This window comes from Occallatibacter sp. (assembly GCF_035317045.1).
GTDB lineage: Bacteria > Acidobacteriota > Terriglobia > Terriglobales > Acidobacteriaceae > Telmatobacter.
The window spans coordinates 131,346-150,821 of the sequence record NZ_DATHHT010000028.1 but is presented as its reverse complement, the minus strand read 5'-3'; the positions used below and the strand labels follow the sequence as shown (position 1 = coordinate 150,821).

General features: G+C 60.1%; 19 protein-coding genes. 6 read left to right on the top strand and 13 right to left on the bottom strand.

Translation table 11 applies throughout. The annotated features are described in order from the left end of the window. Positions 1–193 precede the first annotated feature (193 nt). A complete protein-coding gene (locus VK574_RS14215) occupies positions 194–1,015 on the top strand; it encodes a sugar phosphate isomerase/epimerase family protein (protein WP_472800507.1) in 822 nt (273 codons plus the stop codon). A gap of 327 nt (positions 1,016–1,342) precedes the next feature. Further along, positions 1,343–2,164: a PEGA domain-containing protein gene (locus VK574_RS14210; protein ID WP_472800506.1), complete on the top strand. Its 822-nt coding sequence runs from the start codon at positions 1,343–1,345 to the stop codon at positions 2,162–2,164. Between the two features lie 38 nt (positions 2,165–2,202). Here VK574_RS14210 and VK574_RS14205 read toward each other — a convergent pair whose 3' ends face one another. The 8 genes from VK574_RS14205 to hypA form a co-directional block, all read right to left on the bottom strand. Then, positions 2,203–3,471, bottom strand: coding sequence for an amidohydrolase family protein (locus VK574_RS14205; protein WP_472800505.1), 1,269 nt, complete (start codon positions 3,469–3,471; stop codon positions 2,203–2,205). A gap of 75 nt (positions 3,472–3,546) precedes the next feature. Continuing rightward, positions 3,547–4,617 (bottom strand): hydrogenase expression/formation protein HypE, encoded by a 1,071-nt coding sequence (gene hypE / locus VK574_RS14200; protein WP_472800504.1) that lies wholly within the window; start codon positions 4,615–4,617, stop codon positions 3,547–3,549. Beyond that, positions 4,610–5,752 carry a hydrogenase formation protein HypD gene (hypD, locus tag VK574_RS14195; protein ID WP_472800503.1) on the bottom strand — a complete coding sequence of 381 codons (1,143 nt, stop codon included), beginning with the start codon at positions 5,750–5,752 and terminating at the stop codon, positions 4,610–4,612. Before hypD ends, hypE begins: the two co-directional genes overlap by 8 nt. Next, complete coding sequence (locus VK574_RS14190) at positions 5,749–6,111, bottom strand: HypC/HybG/HupF family hydrogenase formation chaperone (protein WP_472800502.1); 363 nt, start codon at positions 6,109–6,111, stop codon at positions 5,749–5,751. The genes hypD and VK574_RS14190 overlap by 4 nt, the downstream gene beginning before the upstream one ends. A 43-nt stretch (positions 6,112–6,154) precedes the next feature. Beyond that, complete coding sequence (locus tag VK574_RS14185) at positions 6,155–6,574, bottom strand: iron chaperone (RefSeq protein ID WP_472800501.1); 420 nt, start codon at positions 6,572–6,574, stop codon at positions 6,155–6,157. Positions 6,575–6,665: 91 nt separating this feature from the next. After that, the gene (locus VK574_RS14180; protein WP_472800500.1) at positions 6,666–7,175 is read right to left on the bottom strand and encodes a YybH family protein; all 510 of its coding nucleotides are present in this window, start codon (positions 7,173–7,175) and stop codon (positions 6,666–6,668) included. Between the two features lie 170 nt (positions 7,176–7,345). Beyond that, positions 7,346–8,011 (bottom strand): hydrogenase nickel incorporation protein HypB, encoded by a 666-nt coding sequence (hypB, locus tag VK574_RS14175; RefSeq protein WP_472800499.1) that lies wholly within the window; start codon positions 8,009–8,011, stop codon positions 7,346–7,348. Next, positions 8,008–8,370 (bottom strand): hydrogenase maturation nickel metallochaperone HypA, encoded by a 363-nt coding sequence (gene hypA / locus VK574_RS14170; protein ID WP_472800498.1) that lies wholly within the window; start codon positions 8,368–8,370, stop codon positions 8,008–8,010. The genes hypB and hypA overlap by 4 nt, the downstream gene beginning before the upstream one ends. A gap of 104 nt (positions 8,371–8,474) precedes the next feature. Between hypA and VK574_RS14165 the strand changes: the two genes are divergently transcribed. Continuing rightward, on the top strand, positions 8,475–9,665 hold the full coding sequence (locus VK574_RS14165; protein WP_472800497.1) for a pyridoxal phosphate-dependent aminotransferase: 1,191 nt from the start codon (positions 8,475–8,477) through the stop codon (positions 9,663–9,665). An 89-nt stretch (positions 9,666–9,754) separates the two neighbouring features. After that, positions 9,755–10,870 (top strand): SIS domain-containing protein, encoded by a 1,116-nt coding sequence (locus VK574_RS14160; protein WP_472800496.1) that lies wholly within the window; start codon positions 9,755–9,757, stop codon positions 10,868–10,870. A gap of 227 nt (positions 10,871–11,097) precedes the next feature. Here the strand turns inward: VK574_RS14160 and VK574_RS14155 are convergent, their stop codons facing one another. The 4 genes from VK574_RS14155 to VK574_RS14140 form a co-directional block, all read right to left on the bottom strand. Beyond that, positions 11,098–11,562 (bottom strand): DUF5990 family protein, encoded by a 465-nt coding sequence (locus VK574_RS14155; protein WP_472800495.1) that lies wholly within the window; start codon positions 11,560–11,562, stop codon positions 11,098–11,100. Between the two features lie 100 nt (positions 11,563–11,662). Further along, a complete protein-coding gene (locus tag VK574_RS14150; protein WP_472800494.1) occupies positions 11,663–12,001 on the bottom strand; it encodes a hypothetical protein in 339 nt (112 codons plus the stop codon). Between the two features lie 32 nt (positions 12,002–12,033). After that, the gene (locus VK574_RS14145; RefSeq protein ID WP_472800493.1) at positions 12,034–13,836 is read right to left on the bottom strand and encodes an MFS transporter; all 1,803 of its coding nucleotides are present in this window, start codon (positions 13,834–13,836) and stop codon (positions 12,034–12,036) included. Between the two features lie 137 nt (positions 13,837–13,973). Beyond that, the gene (locus VK574_RS14140; protein WP_472800492.1) at positions 13,974–15,107 is read right to left on the bottom strand and encodes an MFS transporter; all 1,134 of its coding nucleotides are present in this window, start codon (positions 15,105–15,107) and stop codon (positions 13,974–13,976) included. Between the two features lie 170 nt (positions 15,108–15,277). On the opposite strand from VK574_RS14140, the gene VK574_RS14135 reads away from it, so the two are divergent. Next, on the top strand, positions 15,278–17,731 hold the full coding sequence (locus VK574_RS14135; RefSeq protein ID WP_472800491.1) for an ABC transporter permease: 2,454 nt from the start codon (positions 15,278–15,280) through the stop codon (positions 17,729–17,731). Between the two features lie 89 nt (positions 17,732–17,820). Here VK574_RS14135 and VK574_RS14130 read toward each other — a convergent pair whose 3' ends face one another. Further along, positions 17,821–18,735, bottom strand: coding sequence for an EamA family transporter (locus VK574_RS14130; protein WP_472800490.1), 915 nt, complete (start codon positions 18,733–18,735; stop codon positions 17,821–17,823). Positions 18,736–18,795: 60 nt separating this feature from the next. On the opposite strand from VK574_RS14130, the gene VK574_RS14125 reads away from it, so the two are divergent. After that, positions 18,796–19,437 (top strand): CGNR zinc finger domain-containing protein, encoded by a 642-nt coding sequence (locus VK574_RS14125; RefSeq protein ID WP_472800489.1) that lies wholly within the window; start codon positions 18,796–18,798, stop codon positions 19,435–19,437. The last annotated feature ends 39 nt before the right edge of the window (positions 19,438–19,476 follow it).

Here is a 19,476-nt window from a genome sequence, read left to right as displayed (position 1 = left end):
ATATCAGTGTGGGTAGGATAGGCAAAATCTCAGCGGGTGTCCAGTATGCCGATGTCGCCAGGGGTCGCCATGGTCATCGGGAATTTCCGTATGCGCCGGCCACGTCCCCCCACCCTCTCCCGGTAAGTTGTTTAGAGAATGAGACAATAGAAGGCAACGCTGGCCCGCTGCCCGCGCACGGACCGTCAAAAGCATGCTGCCAATTCTTTCCACACATATCTTTTTGAAGCAACGGCTGCACCCCGGTCTGCTTGAAATTGCAGCGCGCTCCGGTGCACGGGGCGTCGAGCTCTTTGCTGCGCGCCAGCATTTTGACTACACCAGCCGCGAACACGTCATGGAACTGGCCGCCTGGTTCGCCTCCAATCCGCTGGAACCTTATTCCATGCACGCGCCACTCTTCCCCGATCGTGAGATGGGCCGCGCCGGCGCTCCCGCCGTGAATGTCGTGCACCCTGAGAAATCCCGCCGCATCGACGCAATGGACGAGATAAAACGCGCCCTCGAAGCCGCCGAGCACATTCCCTTCAAAAAGCTCGTCATGCATCTCGGCGAAAAATACGAATCGTGGTCGCTCCGGACCATGGAGTACGCCACCACCGCTCTCGAACACCTCGGGGCCTTTGCCCGTCCCCTCGGGGTCGGTGTGCTTGTCGAAAACCTCACCAGCGACGCCACCACGCCCGAAAACCTCGTCACCATTCTGGAGATGGCGCACCTCGACCAGATCGGCGTCTGCCTCGACCTCGGACACGCGCACATCGCGCCCGGTGTCGCCGAAGCCATCGGCACCCTCGGCAAGCGCATCGCCGAACTCCACGTGCACGACAACCACGGCCTCAAGGACGAGCACCTTTGGCCCGGCGACGGAACCATCGACTGGCCCGCCACCTTCGAAGCCCTCAAGGCTCTGCCCACTGCGCCCGCCGCCGTGCTCGAAATCGGATACGACCTCAACGACGCGTCTGCCGTCATCCCTGAGCGCATCCAGCAATCCTTCGAAAAACTCGCCTGATCGCCGCCTCCGCTTTTGGCTGGGCACGAATCCGCAATCTCCCAGACCTCGGCAGCCCGTCAGGATCGCGTGAGGGCACGAGTTCACTCGTGCCTGAATTGCACGCCAAAAATGATGCAGACTTCACAGGCTGCGGCGTTGGAGGGTTTTTCTGGGTATCAGCACTTGGAAAGATAACCGGATCAACTTCCTCGCAGACCTTCAAGGCAAATGTCTCTGTGAAGACCGGCAGCACCTCTCAGAATTTAGGTATCTGTACCTCTACTTTGGTGCAAAAGAGTCTGCCGTAGGCCGCCGCACAAGTTAACCATTTGCCTATGCGCTATCATGGCCGTCATGGTTCCTGGAAAGAATGAGTCTCAACGGTTCCTGTGCACTCTTGCGCTTCTGCTCTGCGCGATTCCCGCACTGGCCAAAGACGCTCCACTCGCTGTCATCGACTGGCCGCTGACCGGGACTCCGGTCGTTCGCTTCACCTTCGGCAAATTCAAGACGCTACCCGGTATGGGCAGCCTTCACGGATACGTCATGGAGACGACGGCGGAGAATCTTTCTGCACGCGTCATTCCCTCCGCCCGATTCTCAGTCTATCTCTTCGACAAGGCCAAAGTGCGCGTCGGCGAAGACGCCATCTCGCTCAGCAATGTAGGCCCCGGCGAAACCGTCCGATTCCAGACCACCGTCATGGCCTCCGGTCAGCCCGTCTCGGTTTCGATCAACGAAAAGACCGACGCTGCCAAAACCGTTTCCCTCACTGTGAATTCCACGCCCCAGGGCGCGTTGCTCAAGGTGGATGGTGTGGAAGCGGGCGTCACGCCGCGTCTCATCACCGTCGGAGCCGGCAAGCACGCTCTCGCCTTCAGCAAAGAGGGCTTCAAGGCTGGAGAATTTCCCCTCGAAATTGGGCGCGACGACGTCTCCGGTGGCAGCATCAGCTATGAACTCGGCGCCGCTTTCTTCGATTCCATCGAACTGCGCGACGGCAGCGTGCTCAATGGCGATCTTGTCTCTATCTCGGGGATGGACGTGGAGATACGCGTAGGCGGCAATCTCCAGCATCTCGACCGCAACCGCATCAAGCGCATCATGCTCGTCCAGCGCGACGCCCCCAGACAGGATCTGCCTACGCCATCCAGTCCACAACAATAGGAGCCCGATATCCCAACCTCAATTGGTGCCCTCGTCTTTCACCTCGCATGAAAGACGAGTTTCCCGCTCCGGATGACGTAGTGCACGTTGGAAAATGCCGTCACGTCGTTCGCTGGATCGGCTCCCAGGACCACCAGGTCGGCGTCCATGCCATTCGCGATACGTCCGCTATGCCCGGAGGATTTGAAGCGCCTCGCCGGATTCGTGGTAAGTGAGGCGAGGATTTGCCGGTATGTCATCCCCGCCCGCGCCATGAGCGTGAATTCCAGCATTGTATCGAAATGATCTGTGTAGCCAATATCCGTGCCAAACAGGACTTCCCCGCCCGCCTTCGAGTAGGCAGCGAGTTCCGCGACCATTTTGTCGACCCAGGCATCGCGCTCCTGGTTGGTGCCTTGGCTCCCGCGTGCTACAAAATCGAAAAGTGTCAAGGTGGGTATTAACGCGATGTTTGCGCTCTTCAATCGCGCCACAAACTCGGGGGTCCATGGTGGTGAATCGGGAACAGTATGGGCCAGGATGTCTACGCCGCTATCGATCGCAATCTCGACCCCTTCAAGATTCTGAGGATGCGTGAAGACGGGCATGCCGTGACGATGCGCCTCTTCGACCGCGGCCTTGGCGACGTCCAATGGCAACGCTGCGACTTTACCCCCGGCCTGCGCCGACCCGGTAAACAACTTGATGCCATCCGCGCCCTTCGCGGCATGATCGCGCACAAGAGCAATTGCCTGAACGGAGCTTTCGGTGTCTGGAATGTGGATGTTGTTGTCGCGCAAATAATCGCGCACATACACCGGCTCGATCGTCCAAATCGGCTCGCCGACCGTGAGGATGCGCGGGCCGCGCAGTTCGCCGCTCTCGATGCGGCGACGCAGTGTGAGCGTGTTGTCGAGCACCGATGCAATGTCGAAGACGGTGGTAAAGCCCCACCGGTTGAACATCGTGTCGAGTTGCGCATCGAGTTCGGCGGCGGTGGAATCGCGCGCCCGCAGCAGACCGGGTGGAAGGATATGAACATGGCTGTTCCAGAAACCGGCGGTGACAGCCAGCCCTTTGCAGTCGATTACGGTGGCCCCGGGAGGAATCTTGATCGCGGAGACCGGGCCGATGGCAACGATTTGGCCCTCATGCACCAGAATTGAGCCGTTTTCGATGGGCGGCTCCGTCGGGGACGGATAGATTTTTGCGCCGATTAAGGCCAGATCGGAAGCGTGGCACGCGCCCCCCGCGAAAAGGGCGAGAGTCAAAATAATGAGAACCATCGAAACAATGCGGTCCCGCATATGCGCGATATACGGGGTCATTGGCGCGAATGTTCCGAAGCACCTTGCCGTCCCGATCCGAATCCTTCGCCAAGCATGCCGAAACCGACAACGGTCTCAGCAGATCCGCGGCAGCTGCTCGCCTATCTGGGGAGCGATCACGCGATTGGCGCCCATGCCCGTGCGGGCCACAATCATTCCGGGATGCTGCGCCGTGACATGGCCGATGCGTGCGGCATCGGCTCCGAGAGGATGCGCGCGCAGCGCGGCCAGGGCCTGATCGACCGACTCCGCCGCGACAAAGAAAACCGCCTTACCCTCGTTGGCCACGTACACCGGGTCGAGCCCAAGCAGTTCGCACGCCGACTGCACTTCAGTGCGAATGGGCAGCCGGGCCTCGTCGATCTCCATGCCTACTTTGGAAGAGGCCGCAATCTCGTTCAGCGTCGATGCCAGACCGCCGCGCGTGGGATCGCGCATGGCATGGACTCCGGTTCCAACCGCATCGAGCACATCGGCAATCAGCCCGTTAAGTGCGGCGCAGTCCGAGCGAATCTGGCTTTCAAATTCGAGTCCCTCGCGCACGCTCATGATCGCCATGCCGTGGTCGCCGATGGTGCCGGAAACCAGAATTGCGTCGCCGGCCTGCGCCCGATGCGGACCTACGTTCACGCCCGGCCGCAGCACTCCGACGCCGGCGGTATTGATGTAGCAACCATCGCCGTGGCCGCGTTCCACTACCTTGGTGTCGCCCGTGACAATACGCACGCCGGCGGTGGCAGCCGCGTCAGCCATGGCGCGAACAATCGCAGCAAGCTGCGAGAGCGGAAAGCCCTCTTCAAGGATGAAGCTCGCGCTGAGAAATTTAGGTTCGGCGCCCGAGACAGCGAGATCGTTGACGGTCCCATTTATCGCTAGTGCGCCGATCGAGCCGCCCGGAAAAAACAGCGGCTGCACGACAAAAGAGTCGGTGCTCATCGCGAGACGGCCTGAATTGAGTTCGAAAACTGCGGCATCACCCAGATTCTCAAGCGCCGGATTGCGGAAGGCGGGCAAAAACAGGTGCTCGACCAGTTCGTTGCCCAGCTTGCCGCCGCCTCCGTGTCCCATCACGATGGTGGGGTAGTCGGCGAGGGGTAGCGGGCAACTCCAGTTCGAGAAATCGGGCGTGCTCGAACCATCAGCCATTCATGGCTCCGGTCAGTGCGGCTCCGGCGTGTGCCAGATCTTCAGCCGACAGGAAGCGCCCATAGTTGTAGTAGGCTGCACATGCTCCTTCGCTCGAAACCATGGTGGCGCCCAGCGGATGGCGCGGCGTGCACTCCTTGCCGAACGCCGGGCACTCGGCGGGCTTGATGGCTCCGAGCAGGACAGCGCCCGACATGCAGATGGGCGATTCCTCGGTATGGATGCCCGTGATGTGGAAACGCTCCTCGGCATCGAACTCGCGATAAGGCTCGCTGAGCCGCCAACCGCTCTTGGGAATCACACCTATACCGCGCCATGCCCGATCAGTAACTTCAAAAACTTCGGCCAGCAGCTTCTGCGCGGGCAAGTTGCCTTTGTATGTGACGATGCGCTCGTAGGCATTCTCGACGCGGTACTCGCCCTTTTCGAGCTGGATGACTGCGCGGCGGATGCCATCGAGCAGATCGAGCGGCTCAAAGCCGGTGACGACGATTGGAATCCTGTACTTCTCGACGAGCGGCGGATACTCCCAGAAGCCCATCACGCTGCAAACGTGTCCAGCCGCCAGAAAGGCCTGCACCTTGTTTCCCGGCGAGCTCATCAGGGCCTCGATCGCGGGCGGGACAAGCACATGCGAGACGAGCACGGAGAAGTTCTTGAGGCCGCGCCGCTTGGCCAGGTGCACGCTCATGGCATTGGCTGGAGCGGTGGTCTCAAAACCCACGCCGAAGAAGACGACCTGCTTGTGGGGATTCTTGACGGCCAGTTCTACCGCATCGAGGGGCGAATAGACGATGCGAACGTCGCCGCCACTTCCCTTCACCTGAAAGAGATCGCGTTCAGTGCCGGGCACGCGCAGCATGTCGCCAAAGGAGCAGAAGATGACGCCCGGCTGCGCGGCGATCGCGAGAGCCTTGTCAATGAGCTGCAGCGGCGTGACGCAGACAGGACAGCCCGGGCCATGGATCATCTCGATCCCTGCGGGCAGCATCTGGTCGATGCCGTTGCGAATGATGGAGTGGGTCTGGCCGCCGCAGACTTCCATGATCCTCCACGGACGGGTGGTGACCTGGTGGATCTCGCGGGCCATGCGCTGGGCGACTTCGCCGTTGCGGAATTCAGTGAGGTACTTCATTTGGATACAGGTCTCCCAGCCTGGTCGACCGAGCGAACGTCCTCTGCGGACGGCTCGCAACTTCCATCGGGGCAGGGCGAAGGTTGCGCACTGGCGGCGCGGGCAAAGATCTCCTCCTCGCCGGCCAGTTCCTCTTCAAGAGCGCCCATTTTCTCGAAGAGGTCGAGGGTTTCCAGGGCGGTTTTCTCATCGATCCTTGAGAGCGCAAAGCCAACGTGCACAATCGTGTAGTCGCCGACAACGACCTCGGGGACATAATCGAGGCAGACGTTCTTGACGACGCCGCCGAAGTTCACGCGGCCCATCCTGACGTCGCCTTCAGTGATTTGTTCGACTCTTCCGGGAATGGCGAGACACATAGTAGACCTCTTATACCGGGGCGGGCAGGCGTCCAAAAGTGATTTAGATCACTTTCCTCCCGCGATTGGCAATCTTACGCTCATTCTCAGCGATGCGCCTCTTCACCATCTTCTTCACGAGGGACGCCGAAAGGGGCTTGTCCAGAGGGAATTGCAGCGTGCCTTTGGCGGTTCGGTAGCCCTTCAATTCTTCCTGCATCTCGTCAATGAGCGAAGCCTGCATTGGGAAGAAACTACAGTGGTTCTTGAATGCCGCATAGGCGACAAGGCCGCCTTTGTAGTGAAAAGCGGGGATGCCGTAGCTGAGCCCCTCTGTGGCTTCGGATGGAACGACGGCGCGAATGGTTGCGCGGAGTTTCTCAAGAGTTGTGCGTGCCGGTTCGGGCACCTTGGCAAGATACGCGCCCACATCGCCGGCCGCGGATTTGGACTTGACTGCCGGTCTGCGGGTCGCCTTCTTCATGGATCCTCGTGGAGGGGTTGTGTGAAGATGCCGATGCCATGCCGATGCGCGGCGGTTTCAGGCGCCACCGCGCGTGGCACAAAACAACCGGCTACTTCTTCTTTGGGGGCGGCATGGGAGGAACAGCCGACGACGCGATATCGGCAACCGCTTTCCACGAGCCGTCAGCCTGCTTGCGGAAGCTGGTTACATAGTTGCCATGGTCAGTGACCGGCTTATGGGTCGCCGGATCGGTCACAGTCAATTTGTAGGTTCCAGCGGTGTAGCCGAGATCGCCAGATTTGGCAACGTCCACTTTCGATGACTGAAAGGTAAGCGAGAGCGCGGGATCGGCAAGCATCTGCTTCAGCTCGTCCCGTATTGCATCCTTCCCGTGAACCGCTTCCGCTCCGGGTGTCATCAAGAGCGCGTCGTCTGCATAGAAGGTCATGACCTTGTCTGCATCTTTGGCGGCCCACGCCTGGTTCGCTTGCACCTCAGTATCCGTGATGGCCTTTACGTCGGCATCGTGCGTGTCGGGCGCTGGTGTTGGAGCGGGGTTGCATGCCGCGAGCGACAATGCGATGAGGGATGTGGTGCAGAGAGTAGCAAAAGCCTTCATTGTTGTCTGTCTCCTCCGTGGAATCCTTGAAAACGCAGGAACCATGGCTTGGCCCGTAAGAAAGATGAGAAGCGCGATCACTTCGGGCAGGAGCCATTCTGCCACATCATCATGAATGTTGGCAGCAGATTTTCGAGTTGAGAGGAGAAGCGAATGGGAGTTCAGACGCGTTAGGATTTGCGGGATTTCTCGTCGGCGAGATAGGCAAGCCAATCGGACATACCGGCGCCGGTCTTGGCGGAGGTCTCAAAGATGCGGATGCCAGGACGAATCTCATTGATGTTTTTGAGCGCAGTGGTGCGGTCGAATCCGCACGGCTCGGCGATATCGATCTTGGTGAGGATGGCGGCATCGGCGGAGTTGAAGAGTGTGGGATATTTGAGCGGCTTGTCTTCACCCTCGGTCACGCTGAGCAGGGCTACGCGGATCTTTTCGCCAAGGTCGTAGCTCGAGGGGCAGACAAGGTTGCCGACGTTTTCGATGAAGAGGTAGTCGAGGTCGGCGAGGTCCCAACCTTCGAGATGTTTGCCGATCATCTCGGCTTCGAGATGGCAGATGCCGTGGGTGTTGATCTGGCGAACAGGGGCTCCGCTGGCGGCCAGGCGGCGGGCGTCGTTGTCGGTTTCGAGATCGCCGACCAGCGCGGCGGCCCTGGCACCTCCGGCACGCAATTCGCGGAGGGTGCGTTCAAGGAAGGCCGTCTTGCCGGTGCCCGGACTGGAAACCAGGTTGAGCACAAGCACGCCCGCGGATTGGAAGCGACCGCGCAGGCCTCGCGCCAGTTCGTCATTCTTTTTGAGGATTCCCTGCCGCAGTTCAACAATCCGGGTGGTCATACCTTTTCCTCGACTTCGTCAATCTCAATGGATTCAATCTCGAGTTCACGCCCCTGCCGCAAATCCGACACAGGTGCGTCGCAGCGCGGGCAGCGGAAGCTTTGCAGGCTTGCAATCTCGACGTCTGAAGCGCAGGAGTCACAATGCATCGTTACGGGCAGGATCTTCACGACCAGTTTGGAACCTTCGAGAGGAGTGCCATCGGTGGCGATGCCGTAACAGAACTGCAGCGAGTCTTCGACCACGGAGGCGAGCGCGCCAATGCGCAAGCGCACCTCTTTGACACGCGCGCCGGGGTACGCTTCGAGCGTTTGCGTTACGGAATCGACAATGCTGGAAACGATGGAAAGCTCGTGCACGTACCCTCGCCTGAAAGGACGATTCTACCCCGCAGATGACACGGCTTGTGTGCGGAACGGCACTCGACTTGTAAAATGAAAGGAGAGGTCGGAGCCCCTTCCCTGTGAGCAAAACCCTTGCGCCTCATCCGCATACCGCGTCCCGTCTCGCGCTGAGCGAGCTTGCCCCCGGAGCCATGCAATCGGAGATCCGCGCCATGAGCGTGGAGTGCGAACGTATTGGCGGCATTAACCTGGCCCAGGGCATTTGCGATACGCCGGTTCCCATGCCGGTAGAGACCGCAGCCATTGCAGCAATCGTTGGCGGCCACAACATCTACACGCGGCAGGATGGAATTGCCCCGTTGCGCAAGGCGATTGCAGAAAAGCAGCAACGCGAATATGGGCTCACCTACGACCCGGAAACCGAAGTGATGGTGGCGAGCGGAGCCACGGCAGGGCTGCATGCGGCGGCCATGGCTCTGTTGAACCCCGGGGACGAGGTGCTGGTCTTCGAGCCGTTCTACGGATATCACGTGACGACGCTGAAGTCGATGCGCGTGAAGCCGGTGCTGGTGGCGCTTGCGGAGCCGGACTGGGTGCTGGACACGGATGCACTGCGCGCGGCGATCACCGAGCGCACACGCGCCATCATCGTGAACACGCCGGCGAATCCCAGCGGCAAGGTGTTTTCGCGCCCGGAAATGGAAGCGATTGCGGACGCGGCGCGGGAGCACGATCTGTTCGTCCTTACCGATGAGATCTATGAGTACTTCGTCTACGACGGTGCGAAACATATTTGCATGGCGACGCTGGACGGCATGCGCGAGCGGACCATCGTGATGTCTGGGTTCAGCAAGACGTTCAGCGTGACGGGCTGGCGGCTGGGCTATGTAACTGCCGATGCAAAGTGGATGGGCGCATTGGGGTATTTCCACGATTTGACGTATGTGTGCGCTCCTTCTGCGCTGCAGCACGGTACGGCGGCGGGGTTGGAGCAGTTGCCGCCCACGTTCTACACGCAGCTTGCGGCGGATCATCAGTCGAAGCGGGAACGGATCGTGGCTGCACTGCGCGATGCGGGTATGGAGCCGAGCGTGCCGGCGGGCGCCTACTACGTGCTGGCGCGGGCTGGCCGGTTGCCCGGCGAAACGGCTGCTTTGAAGGCGCGGCATCTGCTGGCGAAAACCGGAGTTGCTTCCGTGGCCGGATCGGCGTTTTTCCGTCCGGGACGCGGAGAAGATCTGCTGCGCTTCTGCTTTGCAAAGAAGGACGCTGATCTGGACGAGGCGTGCGCACGCCTTCGCCGGCTCTGAGCAGTTCAATTGAATAGCGATCCAAGGGCTTAAAATCGAGCTATAAACCATTGCGCGACAAGTGCGTTTTCTGGAAAGGTCCTGACGTCGTGAACGAATTCCCTCATGCCATGCTTCGCGAGATCTTTGAACAGCCGGCCGCCATCCGGCGGACACTCGATTTGTATCTGGAGGGCGAAACTTTAAAGGCTGAAGCATTCGCTCCTTACGAGGGCTGGCTGAACGCACGGGGCGAGGTGCTGATCGCAGCGAGCGGGTCGAGCCGCCACGCAGGGCTGGCAGCGGAGATCATCTTTGAAGACCTTTGCGGACTGGCAGTGGATGTGGAGTATTCGAGCGAGTACAGCAGCAGGCCAGCGGTGAATCCGCGTCGGCCGTCGGTGCTGGTGATCTCGCAGTCGGGCGAAACTTCAGACACGCTGGCGGCACTGCGATTCGCCAAGAATGGCGGACAGCAGACACTGGCCATTGCCAACGTGGTGGGCAGCACGATGCTGCGCGAGGCCGGAGCCGCGATGCAGCTGGGTGCAGGCAAGGAACTGGCGATTCCGGCGACCAAGAGCTTTACCTGCCAGCTTACGGCGCTATATCTGCTGGCGCTGTTTGAGGGCAGTCGCCTTGGCACGTTTGATGGCGCGCAGTTGAAGGCGCGCATCGCGGAGCTTTGCGCTTTGCCCGGCGTGATCGAGCGGCAGCTTGAGGGCTGGCGGGAGCGGATGACGGCGCTGGCTGCCAAGTACAACGATGCCGGAAGCTTCCTGTACCTGGGGCGCGGCGTGCATTATGCGATTGCGCGTGAAGGCGCGCTGAAGATGAAGGAATCTTCGTACGTGCAGGCCGAGGGCTATCCAACGGGCGAATTGAAGCATGGACCCAATGCGCTGGTCGGCGAGCACGTGCCTCTGGTGGCGCTGGCGACGGTGGATCATGACGTGGACGATTCGGTACTTCGCTACGAAAAGACGCTGCAATTGCTGACCGATATGAAGAAGCAGGGGGCGCGCGTGATTGCGATTGCGAACACGGGCGACCGCGACGTGGCATCGCTGGCAACGGATTGCGTATTTGTTGAGCCGGCCAGTGAGCACCTGCTGCCCATTCCGGAAGTGATTCCGCTGCAGCTTTTCAGCTATGCGATGGCGCTGGAGCGCGGGGTCGATGTGGACCGGCCGCGAAATCTTTCGAAGGCTGTGATTGAAGCGTAGGGCGGGGAACCAGAGACCGAGGGAATGAAAATCAGCGCTGGTACGTTTGTGCTTTCCCACCCAAGCGGAGCTTGGATGGGGCACCCTCGGTTGTGCCGATGTCTGAATTTTCACAGCAGATATTTCGAATACGCTTCGCTCCCCTCAACATGACAGTCGCTTTTTGTGGCTTCGATTGAAGGCTTTGCAGCCTCTCTTCCGAACAAGGGTGCCTTTCGCGCACTCCATCACTTTCGCGAGGACTCGACTAACCTCCAGCCGGCGAAGGGTTTTACGGTGGCGCAGTTGGGGCCGCCGTCTTTGCCGGTGCCGGGAACGCGGGTTTCCAGGATCAACGTCGGATCTTTCTCTACGCGTTTGAGGATTTCGGCCGTGACGCCGGTGAGCGGAATCTTGAGGCGTCTACTCCAGTTTGAATCGATTTGACCGGCAGCGGTGCCGATATTGAGGTAGACAAATCGTGCGCCGGAGGGGCCTTGAACGAAGGGGCCGAGGAGATTCGGATCGTCACCTTTGGCGCCGGGTACGGCTCGGGCCGTAAAGTCGAAGCGCAGATCGCGGGCTCCGGATCTTTGCTTCTGGACGGTTTCGTAGTTGTTGCCTTTGCCCTTTTGCAGGGCGAAGTCAACGCCGCCCGGAGGCTTCTCGAGGATGATACGGAAAGTCAGTTCTGTTTCCTTGGAGCTTCGCAATTGCCCTTTGAGTTTCGCATAGCGATGGCCGCGCCCTTCCGATTCGATCGAGATGGTGCGCGAAAGTTGTGATTGAGAGGTACCCCTATTATCCCGTCTCTTAGGGTAAAGGTTTTGCTTTCAATGAACTACAGGTATATTTATGCCAAAAAAACAGTGGACTGAAACCTGAGTTCGCTAATTGGCTGCATTCAGAGCGATATCGATCTCGGATCCGCAGTTCAAACGCAGAAGAAGTGATTTGAATATACTCAGTGGGGCCAGTGAGCTGTCGGTCAAACGAAGCAGCTATGAGGACAAGCACGGGTATCGCAATCAGGACCGTCGTGGCAACGTGCAACGCCCAAAGCAGCGCAACAACAGCGAGCTCGATCAGAATAACCAGACCGTACGCTCTCAACACGCCACGGTTGTTGGCTTGAGATTGTTCTGCTTCCATCGGATCTCCAACTTAGAGCGGGCGTTGACGGCCTAATGCGCGGCGCCTTTGTCGAAGAAGGCCTCGATCTCTTCGAGGGTCTTGCCCTTTGTTTCGGGGAGCAGGAATGCGGCGGTCAGGAAGTAGACGACTGTAAATCCGGCGAACAAGTAGAACATCGAGGAGTAGTTGTGTTTGCTGACGAAGGGCAGGAAGATGGCCTGCAAGGTCGCTGCGACGAGTTGGTTGATGACCAGTGCGATGCTCATACCGTTGGAGCGAATGCGGGTAGGCATGAGTTCAGAGAGAGCCAGCCATACGCAGACTCCGGGGCCGGTGGCGTAAAAGGCGACAAAGAGATAGATGAAGATGGCAACGAGCCACCCGTGATTCTCGCTGGGGACGGGGCCGAGAATTGCCTTCTCGATTTTGAGGGGCGCCAATTTCGCGGCCTCATAGTCGCCAAAGGGATTGCTGAAGAGGGCCTGTACCTTGTTGGCTGGGACCGCGACGTCGCGTGAGATTTTGAGCGGCGGGGTTGCGGGATCGTCGGAACGGACGTAGCTCGTGGTGCCGGTAAAGTCTCCATAGGAAAAGATGATGGCGAAGGATGCACGGCCGGGCTGAATGTCGTCGCTGGTAGAGCCGCTGGCTGCGAGCAGGCGTTGAGCTTCGGCCTGGTTGAACTGGAATGTCAGTTGCTGGTCCGGAGTGACGAGGGATTGAATCTGGCTGCGGCAATCGACAGTCTGGCGTTCGGTGCGCTTGAACAAGGTTCCGACGGTGACCATGGACAGGATGATGCCGCTGGTGCCGAGAACAAAGAGGAACTTGCGGCCCTTGCGGTCGACGAGCATCATGCCGATCGCCGTGAAGCAGAAATTAAATGCGGTGAAGAGGACGTATCCCCAATGTGCCTGGAGGTCGGACAGCCCGCTTTGGAGAAGGATGTTGGTGTTGAATCCGATGACCGAATTGATGCCGGTGGCGGTGTTGCAGGCGAGGATGACGCAGGCGAGCAGGAAGGGGATGACGTATTTGCGGCGCAGAAGTGAATCGCGGACTTTTGCTCCGGCGGGAGCGGTCGGTTTTGAGGCGGTCTCCATCTCGTGCAACTCAATGGTTGCCTGTTCAGGAGAACGGGAGCGGAGGAGCGCGGTGCGTGCTTTTTCGGGGTTGCGGCGATAGAGCCAGCGGGGCGATTCGGTCACCATGAAGGCGCCAATGACGAAGAGCGCGCCGGGAGGCAGAGATACCCAGAAGATGCTGCGCCAGGCATGGTTCTTAAAGTTGTAAAGCGCCGCCGGATCGCCCAGGTGGGCGACTGCTTGAACGCGGTAGCTGAAGAAGATGCCAATCAGGGCGGCAGCGACGATGCCGAAGGTTAGCAGCCATTGGAAGACGCCAGTTCCTTTGCCACGTGTCGACGCGGAGAGGCACTCGGCGAGGTAGAGCGGGACGACGATGCCGATGAGGCCGCCGCTCATGCCCTGGAGGAGCCGTCCGAAGAAGAGCGACGAGTATCCCTGCGAGAGAGCGATGACCGGGATGCTGAGAATGAAGGACAGTCCGCTGAGAATCATCATGGGCTTGCGGCCCATCCAGTCGGCGAGCATGCCGGCGAAGAGCGTGGAGAACACGCTGCCGAGCAGTACCGCGGCCACGATGATGGAGAGCTGTGACGGATCGAGCTTGGATGTGGCTTCAAGATACGGAAGTGCGCCGCCGATGATGCCGACATCGATGCCGTAGAGGAGGCCGCCGAGACCGGCGACGAGAAGCAGGAAAAGGTTGTAGCGCCGGCGGGTGCGATCGTTGGACGATGCGAGCGAATCGGGAAAAGTGCTGGCTGTCATGAATGTGCCCTAATTGTATTTCGAACGTAGTGAACATGGGCGGAACCGTTCCCGGAGGTCAGTTCGTGCTTTCCCACCCATGCCGCGATAATACTGCGCCATGGATGGGGCGCCCGCGTTCTTTGCCCTATGAATGGTCACCGCAATGCCGACCGGATTGCGAGATTCAGCACGACCATCAGGACGGCGGAGGCGGGAAAAAGCAACAATGCCTTCTTGAGCCGCTTGGGGTCGCCGCCTGCGATGGCGCCGATGATCCAGGAGCTAATCGCAAGGCCGACCCATCCGCAGGTAATGACGAAGCCCAATGCGGTTCCGGTCATGCGCGGAAACGCAGCGCCAGTAATGGCGAGCGTGGTTGGAAAGACTGGGGCCATCGACAGGCCGGCGATGAATACGAGGGCAAAGGCCGGACCTGGCTTGTTGGTCTGTAGCATCAGAAACGTGGTGATGGCCATGGCGATGGATGCCCCGAGTGTGACGTTGATCGGGGACACGTGAGCCAGGATGGGCGAGACACCGACACGGCCGATGAGGAGGCCAAGCGCGAATCCGAGCGAGAGGATATTGAGTGCGCGCGACTCGGGAATGCCCTGGGCGATGAGGTGACGCGGGAGCCAGTTCCAGACGCCGACTTCACAGGTGATGTAGAGAAAGAGGAAAAGGCCGAGCATAAAGAGCAACGGGCGTCCGAGGATCGGGCCTACGTCGGCGAGAAGGAATTGAGCGTTGCCGCTGGGGGCAGGCATTTTCGAGAACGCCTGCACGACGAGCGCTGCGACGGTGAGTGAGGCGACCGTGTAGCAGAGACGCACCCAGTTCTTTTTGAAGATGTTGGCGGCGATGAAGGGAGTGGTAAGGCCGCCCAGTCCGAAGAAGAGATTGACGAGGTTGAGGGCGATGGCGCTGTGTTCGCCGCCGACGCTGTTGGCGAGCGAGTTGGCGCCGGTGACGACGATGCCGCCACCCATGCCGAGGAGAAACATCAGCAGCAGGATCGGGCGGAATCCAGTAGAGCGCGGGAGAAGAAAGAGTGCGACGGCGATGCAGGCGAGGCCGAGAATGAGGCCGAGCTTGTCGCCCTGCGTATCGAGTAGCGGGCCAACCCCGAGCGAGGCAACGATGAGGCCTAGAGCCTGCACGAAGGCGATGGTGCCGTTTTGCGTGGGGGTGAGGTGAAAGCGTTCAGACAGCTCGGGCAGAATGGTGCCGAGCATGGCGGCAATCATTCCATAGACAAAAATGGCCAGAATTGCGGCGAAGATAAGCACTGAGCCGGGACCCTTTCAATAACGTAGGCAAGGATACGGCATGGGGGTGGCCCATCCGTCACAAATCAGCTGTTTTGCGGTTAACCAGGAGCTATAGTTGCACGTCTAGAACGTGTCCGCATTTCCCCCGGTAAGTTGATCTCTGGCAATCACGAAACGGAGTTGTCAATATGAGCGACCTCTGGAATGACGTCAAACATGCACTGCATCTGTTCATCAAGAGTCCGGGATTCACGATTGCCGCCGTATCCGCGCTGGCGCTGGGGATCGGGGCGAACACGGCGATTTTTACCGTAGTGAATGCGGTGCTGCTGAAGCCGCTTGGGTATCCGGACGCGGATCGGATGATGCAGATCCTGCTGACGTCTCCGCAGGGGAGCGGCCCGGGCGCGTCGATTCCGAAGTTCCAGGAGTGGCAGCGCCAGACTTCGATCTTCAAGGATGTGGCGGCCTACGATTTTGCAGGACCGGGGTTCAACCTCACGGGAGACCGGCCGGAGCTGATCCATGGGATCCACGTAACGGAGGGCTACTTCCGCGTGTTCGGCGCGCCGGTGATGCTCGGCCGGACTTTCACGCAACAGGAAGACTCGCCGAACGGCGGGCACGTGGTGGTGCTGAGTTACGGCTTGTGGCAGCGAAGGTTTGGCGGAGATTCGAATGTCGTTGGGAGGGCACTTTCGCTGGGCGGTGAGCCGTACACGATTATTGGTGTGCTGGGACGGGATTTCGCGTCGGATCCGGAGGCAGATATCTGGATTCCGTTCCAGTTTGAACCGAACAGCACGAACCAGGGACATTTCTTTCTGGGAGCCGCGATGCTGAAACCCGGCGTGACGGTTGCGCAGGCCAACGCGCAGATGAAGCTGGCCTACGCTGATTTCCGGCGCCAGTTTCCGACGGCGGATCCGAAAGGAGGATTTGCCGTCCAGCCGTTGCGCGACTCGATTGTGCGGAATGCGCGGACGTCGCTGCTGATTCTGCTGGGAGCGGTGGGCCTGGTGCTGCTGATTGCCTGCGCGAACGTGGCCAACCTGCTGCTGGTGCGGGCGACGGGGCGCAAACGCGAATTCGCAATTCGCGCGGCAATGGGTGCGAGCAGGGTGCGCGTGATCCGGCAACTGCTGACGGAGAGCGTTCTGCTGGCATTGGGGGGCGGGGTTCTGGGGCTCGCGCTGGGATTCCTGGGAGTACGGTGGCTGCTCGCGATCAGTCCCGCGGGACTGCCACGAATCGGCGAAGACGGCGCGGCTGTGGCGGTGGACTGGCGTGTGCTTGGCTTCACGCTCGCGATGGCTTGCGCGACGGGAATCCTGTTCGGACTCTTCCCGGCGTTCAGCGTCTCGCGTACCGATCTGAATTCAACGCTGAAGGAGAGCAGCAACCGGGCGGGCACGGGATTTCGACAGGGGAAGACGCGATCGTTGCTGGTGATTACGGAGGTTGCTCTGGCCCTGGTTCTGCTGGTGGGAGCGGCGTTACTGATTCGCACTTTTGTTGCGCTGCGGGCCGTGAATGCCGGATTTGATCCGCACAACGTGTTGACGATGGAGATGTCGATGAATGGCGACCGATTCAGCAAGACCGCGGCCATTGCGCAGCTTTCGCGCGATGGGCGTCAGCGGCTGGATGCCATTCCGGGAGTGGAGAGCTCGGCATTCACATGCTGCCTGCCGGTGGATGGGCAGTTCGGATTGCCGTTCGCAATTGCGGGACGCCCCGTCGATCCCTCGAAGGGACAACAGGGCGCGGGATGGATGCAGGCTTCGCCGGATTTCTACAAAGTATTTCGGATTCCGGTGTTGCGCGGCCGCGAATTCACCGATGCTGACACGGGCTCTTCGCCGGGCGTGGTGATCATTAATGAGGCGTTCGAGAAGCAGTACTTCCCGAAGGAGAATCCGATCGGACAGCAGATTCTGATCGCCAAGGGGATGGGGCCACCGTTTGAAGAGCCGGCGCGGCTGATTGTCGGCGTGGTGGGGAACACGCATGATGGCGGGCTGGATCAGGACACGCCTCCGCTGATGATTGTGCCGGACTCGCAGGTTCTGGATGCAATGACGGCGCTGAATGCGAAGATCGTTCCGCTGCGCTGGGCTGTTCGCACGCATGGAGACCCGAAGCAGCTGAGCGCGGCGATCTCGGAGCAATTGCGGCAGGCCAGCGGAGGGTTTCCGGTGGCGCACATCCGCTCCATGGAGGAGATTGTGTCGCGGACGACATCGCGGCAGACCTTCAACATGATGCTGCTGTCGATTTTCGGAGCGATTGCGCTGGTGCTGGCGGCCATCGGGATCTACGGATTGATCGCGTATTCGGTGCAGCAACGGACACAGGAGATCGGGATTCGCATGGCACTGGGCGCGGACCGCGCGACGATTCGCAGGCTGGTGGTATGGGACGGCATGAGGCTGACGCTGATTGGGATGGTGCTGGGGATCGGCGCTTCGTTTGGACTGACGCGGCTGATTGCAAGCTTTCTGTTCGGCGTGAAGACGTGGGATCCGACGGCGTTCATTGCGGTGCCGCTGGTGTTGGCGGCAGTGGCGCTGGCGGCGGTGTGGCTGCCCGCAATGAGGGCATCGCGCGTGGAACCGATGATGGCGCTGCGGGTGGAGTGAATGGATTCTTTGTAGCTCGAAATTCTTTGTAGCTCGAGACTTCCCTTCCCAGGTCTCAGACGCGAGACCTGGGGCACCCAGATTTGTGCTTAGTCGCGGCGCAGGATCAGGAAGACGCTGATGAGGACGAGGGCTGTTCCGGCGAGGATACGGCCGGTGATGACTTCACCAGCCATGAAATAGCCGAGAGCCACGGCGACGATGGGGTTGACGTAGGCGTGGCTGGAGACGCGCGTGGCGGGCATGTGCGCAAGCAGCCAGACGAAGGCCGTGAAGGCCAGCAGCGATCCGAAGACGATGAGGTAAAGCAAGGCTCCGACGGCGCGCAGGGAGATGTGCGGGAAGGGATGCATTTCGCCGAAGCCGGCAGAAAGCGCGAGGAGCATTGCGCCGCCGAGCATCATGGCTGCGCCAGCGGTGATGGGGCGGGATTGGGGCAGGTTCATGGAGCGGGTGAGCACGGAGCCGAGTGACCAGGTTGTGGCGCCGGCGAGAATCGCGAGACAGGGAACGAGGGCGAGATGCTGCTTGCCGCCAGGGATGAGGAGAACGGCAACACCTGCGAATCCGAGGACGGTGGCAATAGCCAGCATGGGGCGCATGCGCTGCTGGCGGAGAATGATCATCTCGATGATCAGGGTGAGGATGGGGAGGGTGGCGGCGAGCACGGAGACGACGCCGGAGGGCACGTACTTCTCTGCCCAGAAGAGCGGGCCGTATTCGGCGACGAACATGAGGAGCGCCATGATGGTGAGGCTGCGCCACTGCAATAGCGTTGGCTTGGCTTCGCCCTTGGCGCGCATGAAGGCGTAGAGCAGCACGCCGGCGGTGAAGAAGCGAGTTCCTGCGGCGAAGAGCGGGGGAAGTTCTTCGACGGCAATGCGGATCGCGAGGAACGTGGTGCCCCAGAGAATATAGATGGCGAAGAAGGAGAGGAGCAGTCGAATCCGGTAGGCTCGAGATCCTTTGTCTTCGGCGCGAATGGTAACCGTTGAATTAGCCATAGACAGTTACCATGTTTACATCTTCGAGATAACCTGTCAACATGGTTTGAGAGGTTATCTGTGGCGAACAGCTCGGCAAATGGAGCAGGTTTTCGGACGGCAAAGCCCAGCTTCGAGCTCATTGCAGGACATCCAGCACTGGACCTGATCAACACGCTGGACTGGCGCTTTCGCGAGGAGCCTCCGCCTGAAGAGCTATTGAATGACTTCGACGATCTGGCGCATTTTGTGGAGCAGTCGGGCTTGATGAGCAATGTGCAGGTACGGCGGATGTTGCGCAATGTGAGTGCGAACAAGGGCGGACAGGTCATCGAGTCGGTGCGGGAATTGCGAGAGGCTGCTGCCCGGGTGTTGTATGCGGTGTTGGACGGTAAAGACCCTTCTGCTTCGTCGGTCAAGTTGCTGGAGCGCTATTTCAGAGAAGCGAGGGAATCTCAACATTTGCACTGGAACGGGAACAAGCTTGCGTGGGAGTTGACCCAATCCCCTGCCCCTGCGGAACTGCTGCTGTGGCTGCTTTCGCTTCGCGCGGCGGAGCTCATGACTTCGGACGAGATGCACAGCCTGCGCGAGTGCGGCAATGCGGAATGCCGGTGGCTTTTTCTCGATACGAGCAAGAACCACACGCGGCGCTGGTGCGATATGAAGATTTGCGGCAATCGCATGAAGGCGCGACGATTCAAGGCGCAGCACCGGGGTTGACGATGAGTTGTCGGGATGCACCGCTCCTGTAGCTGATTG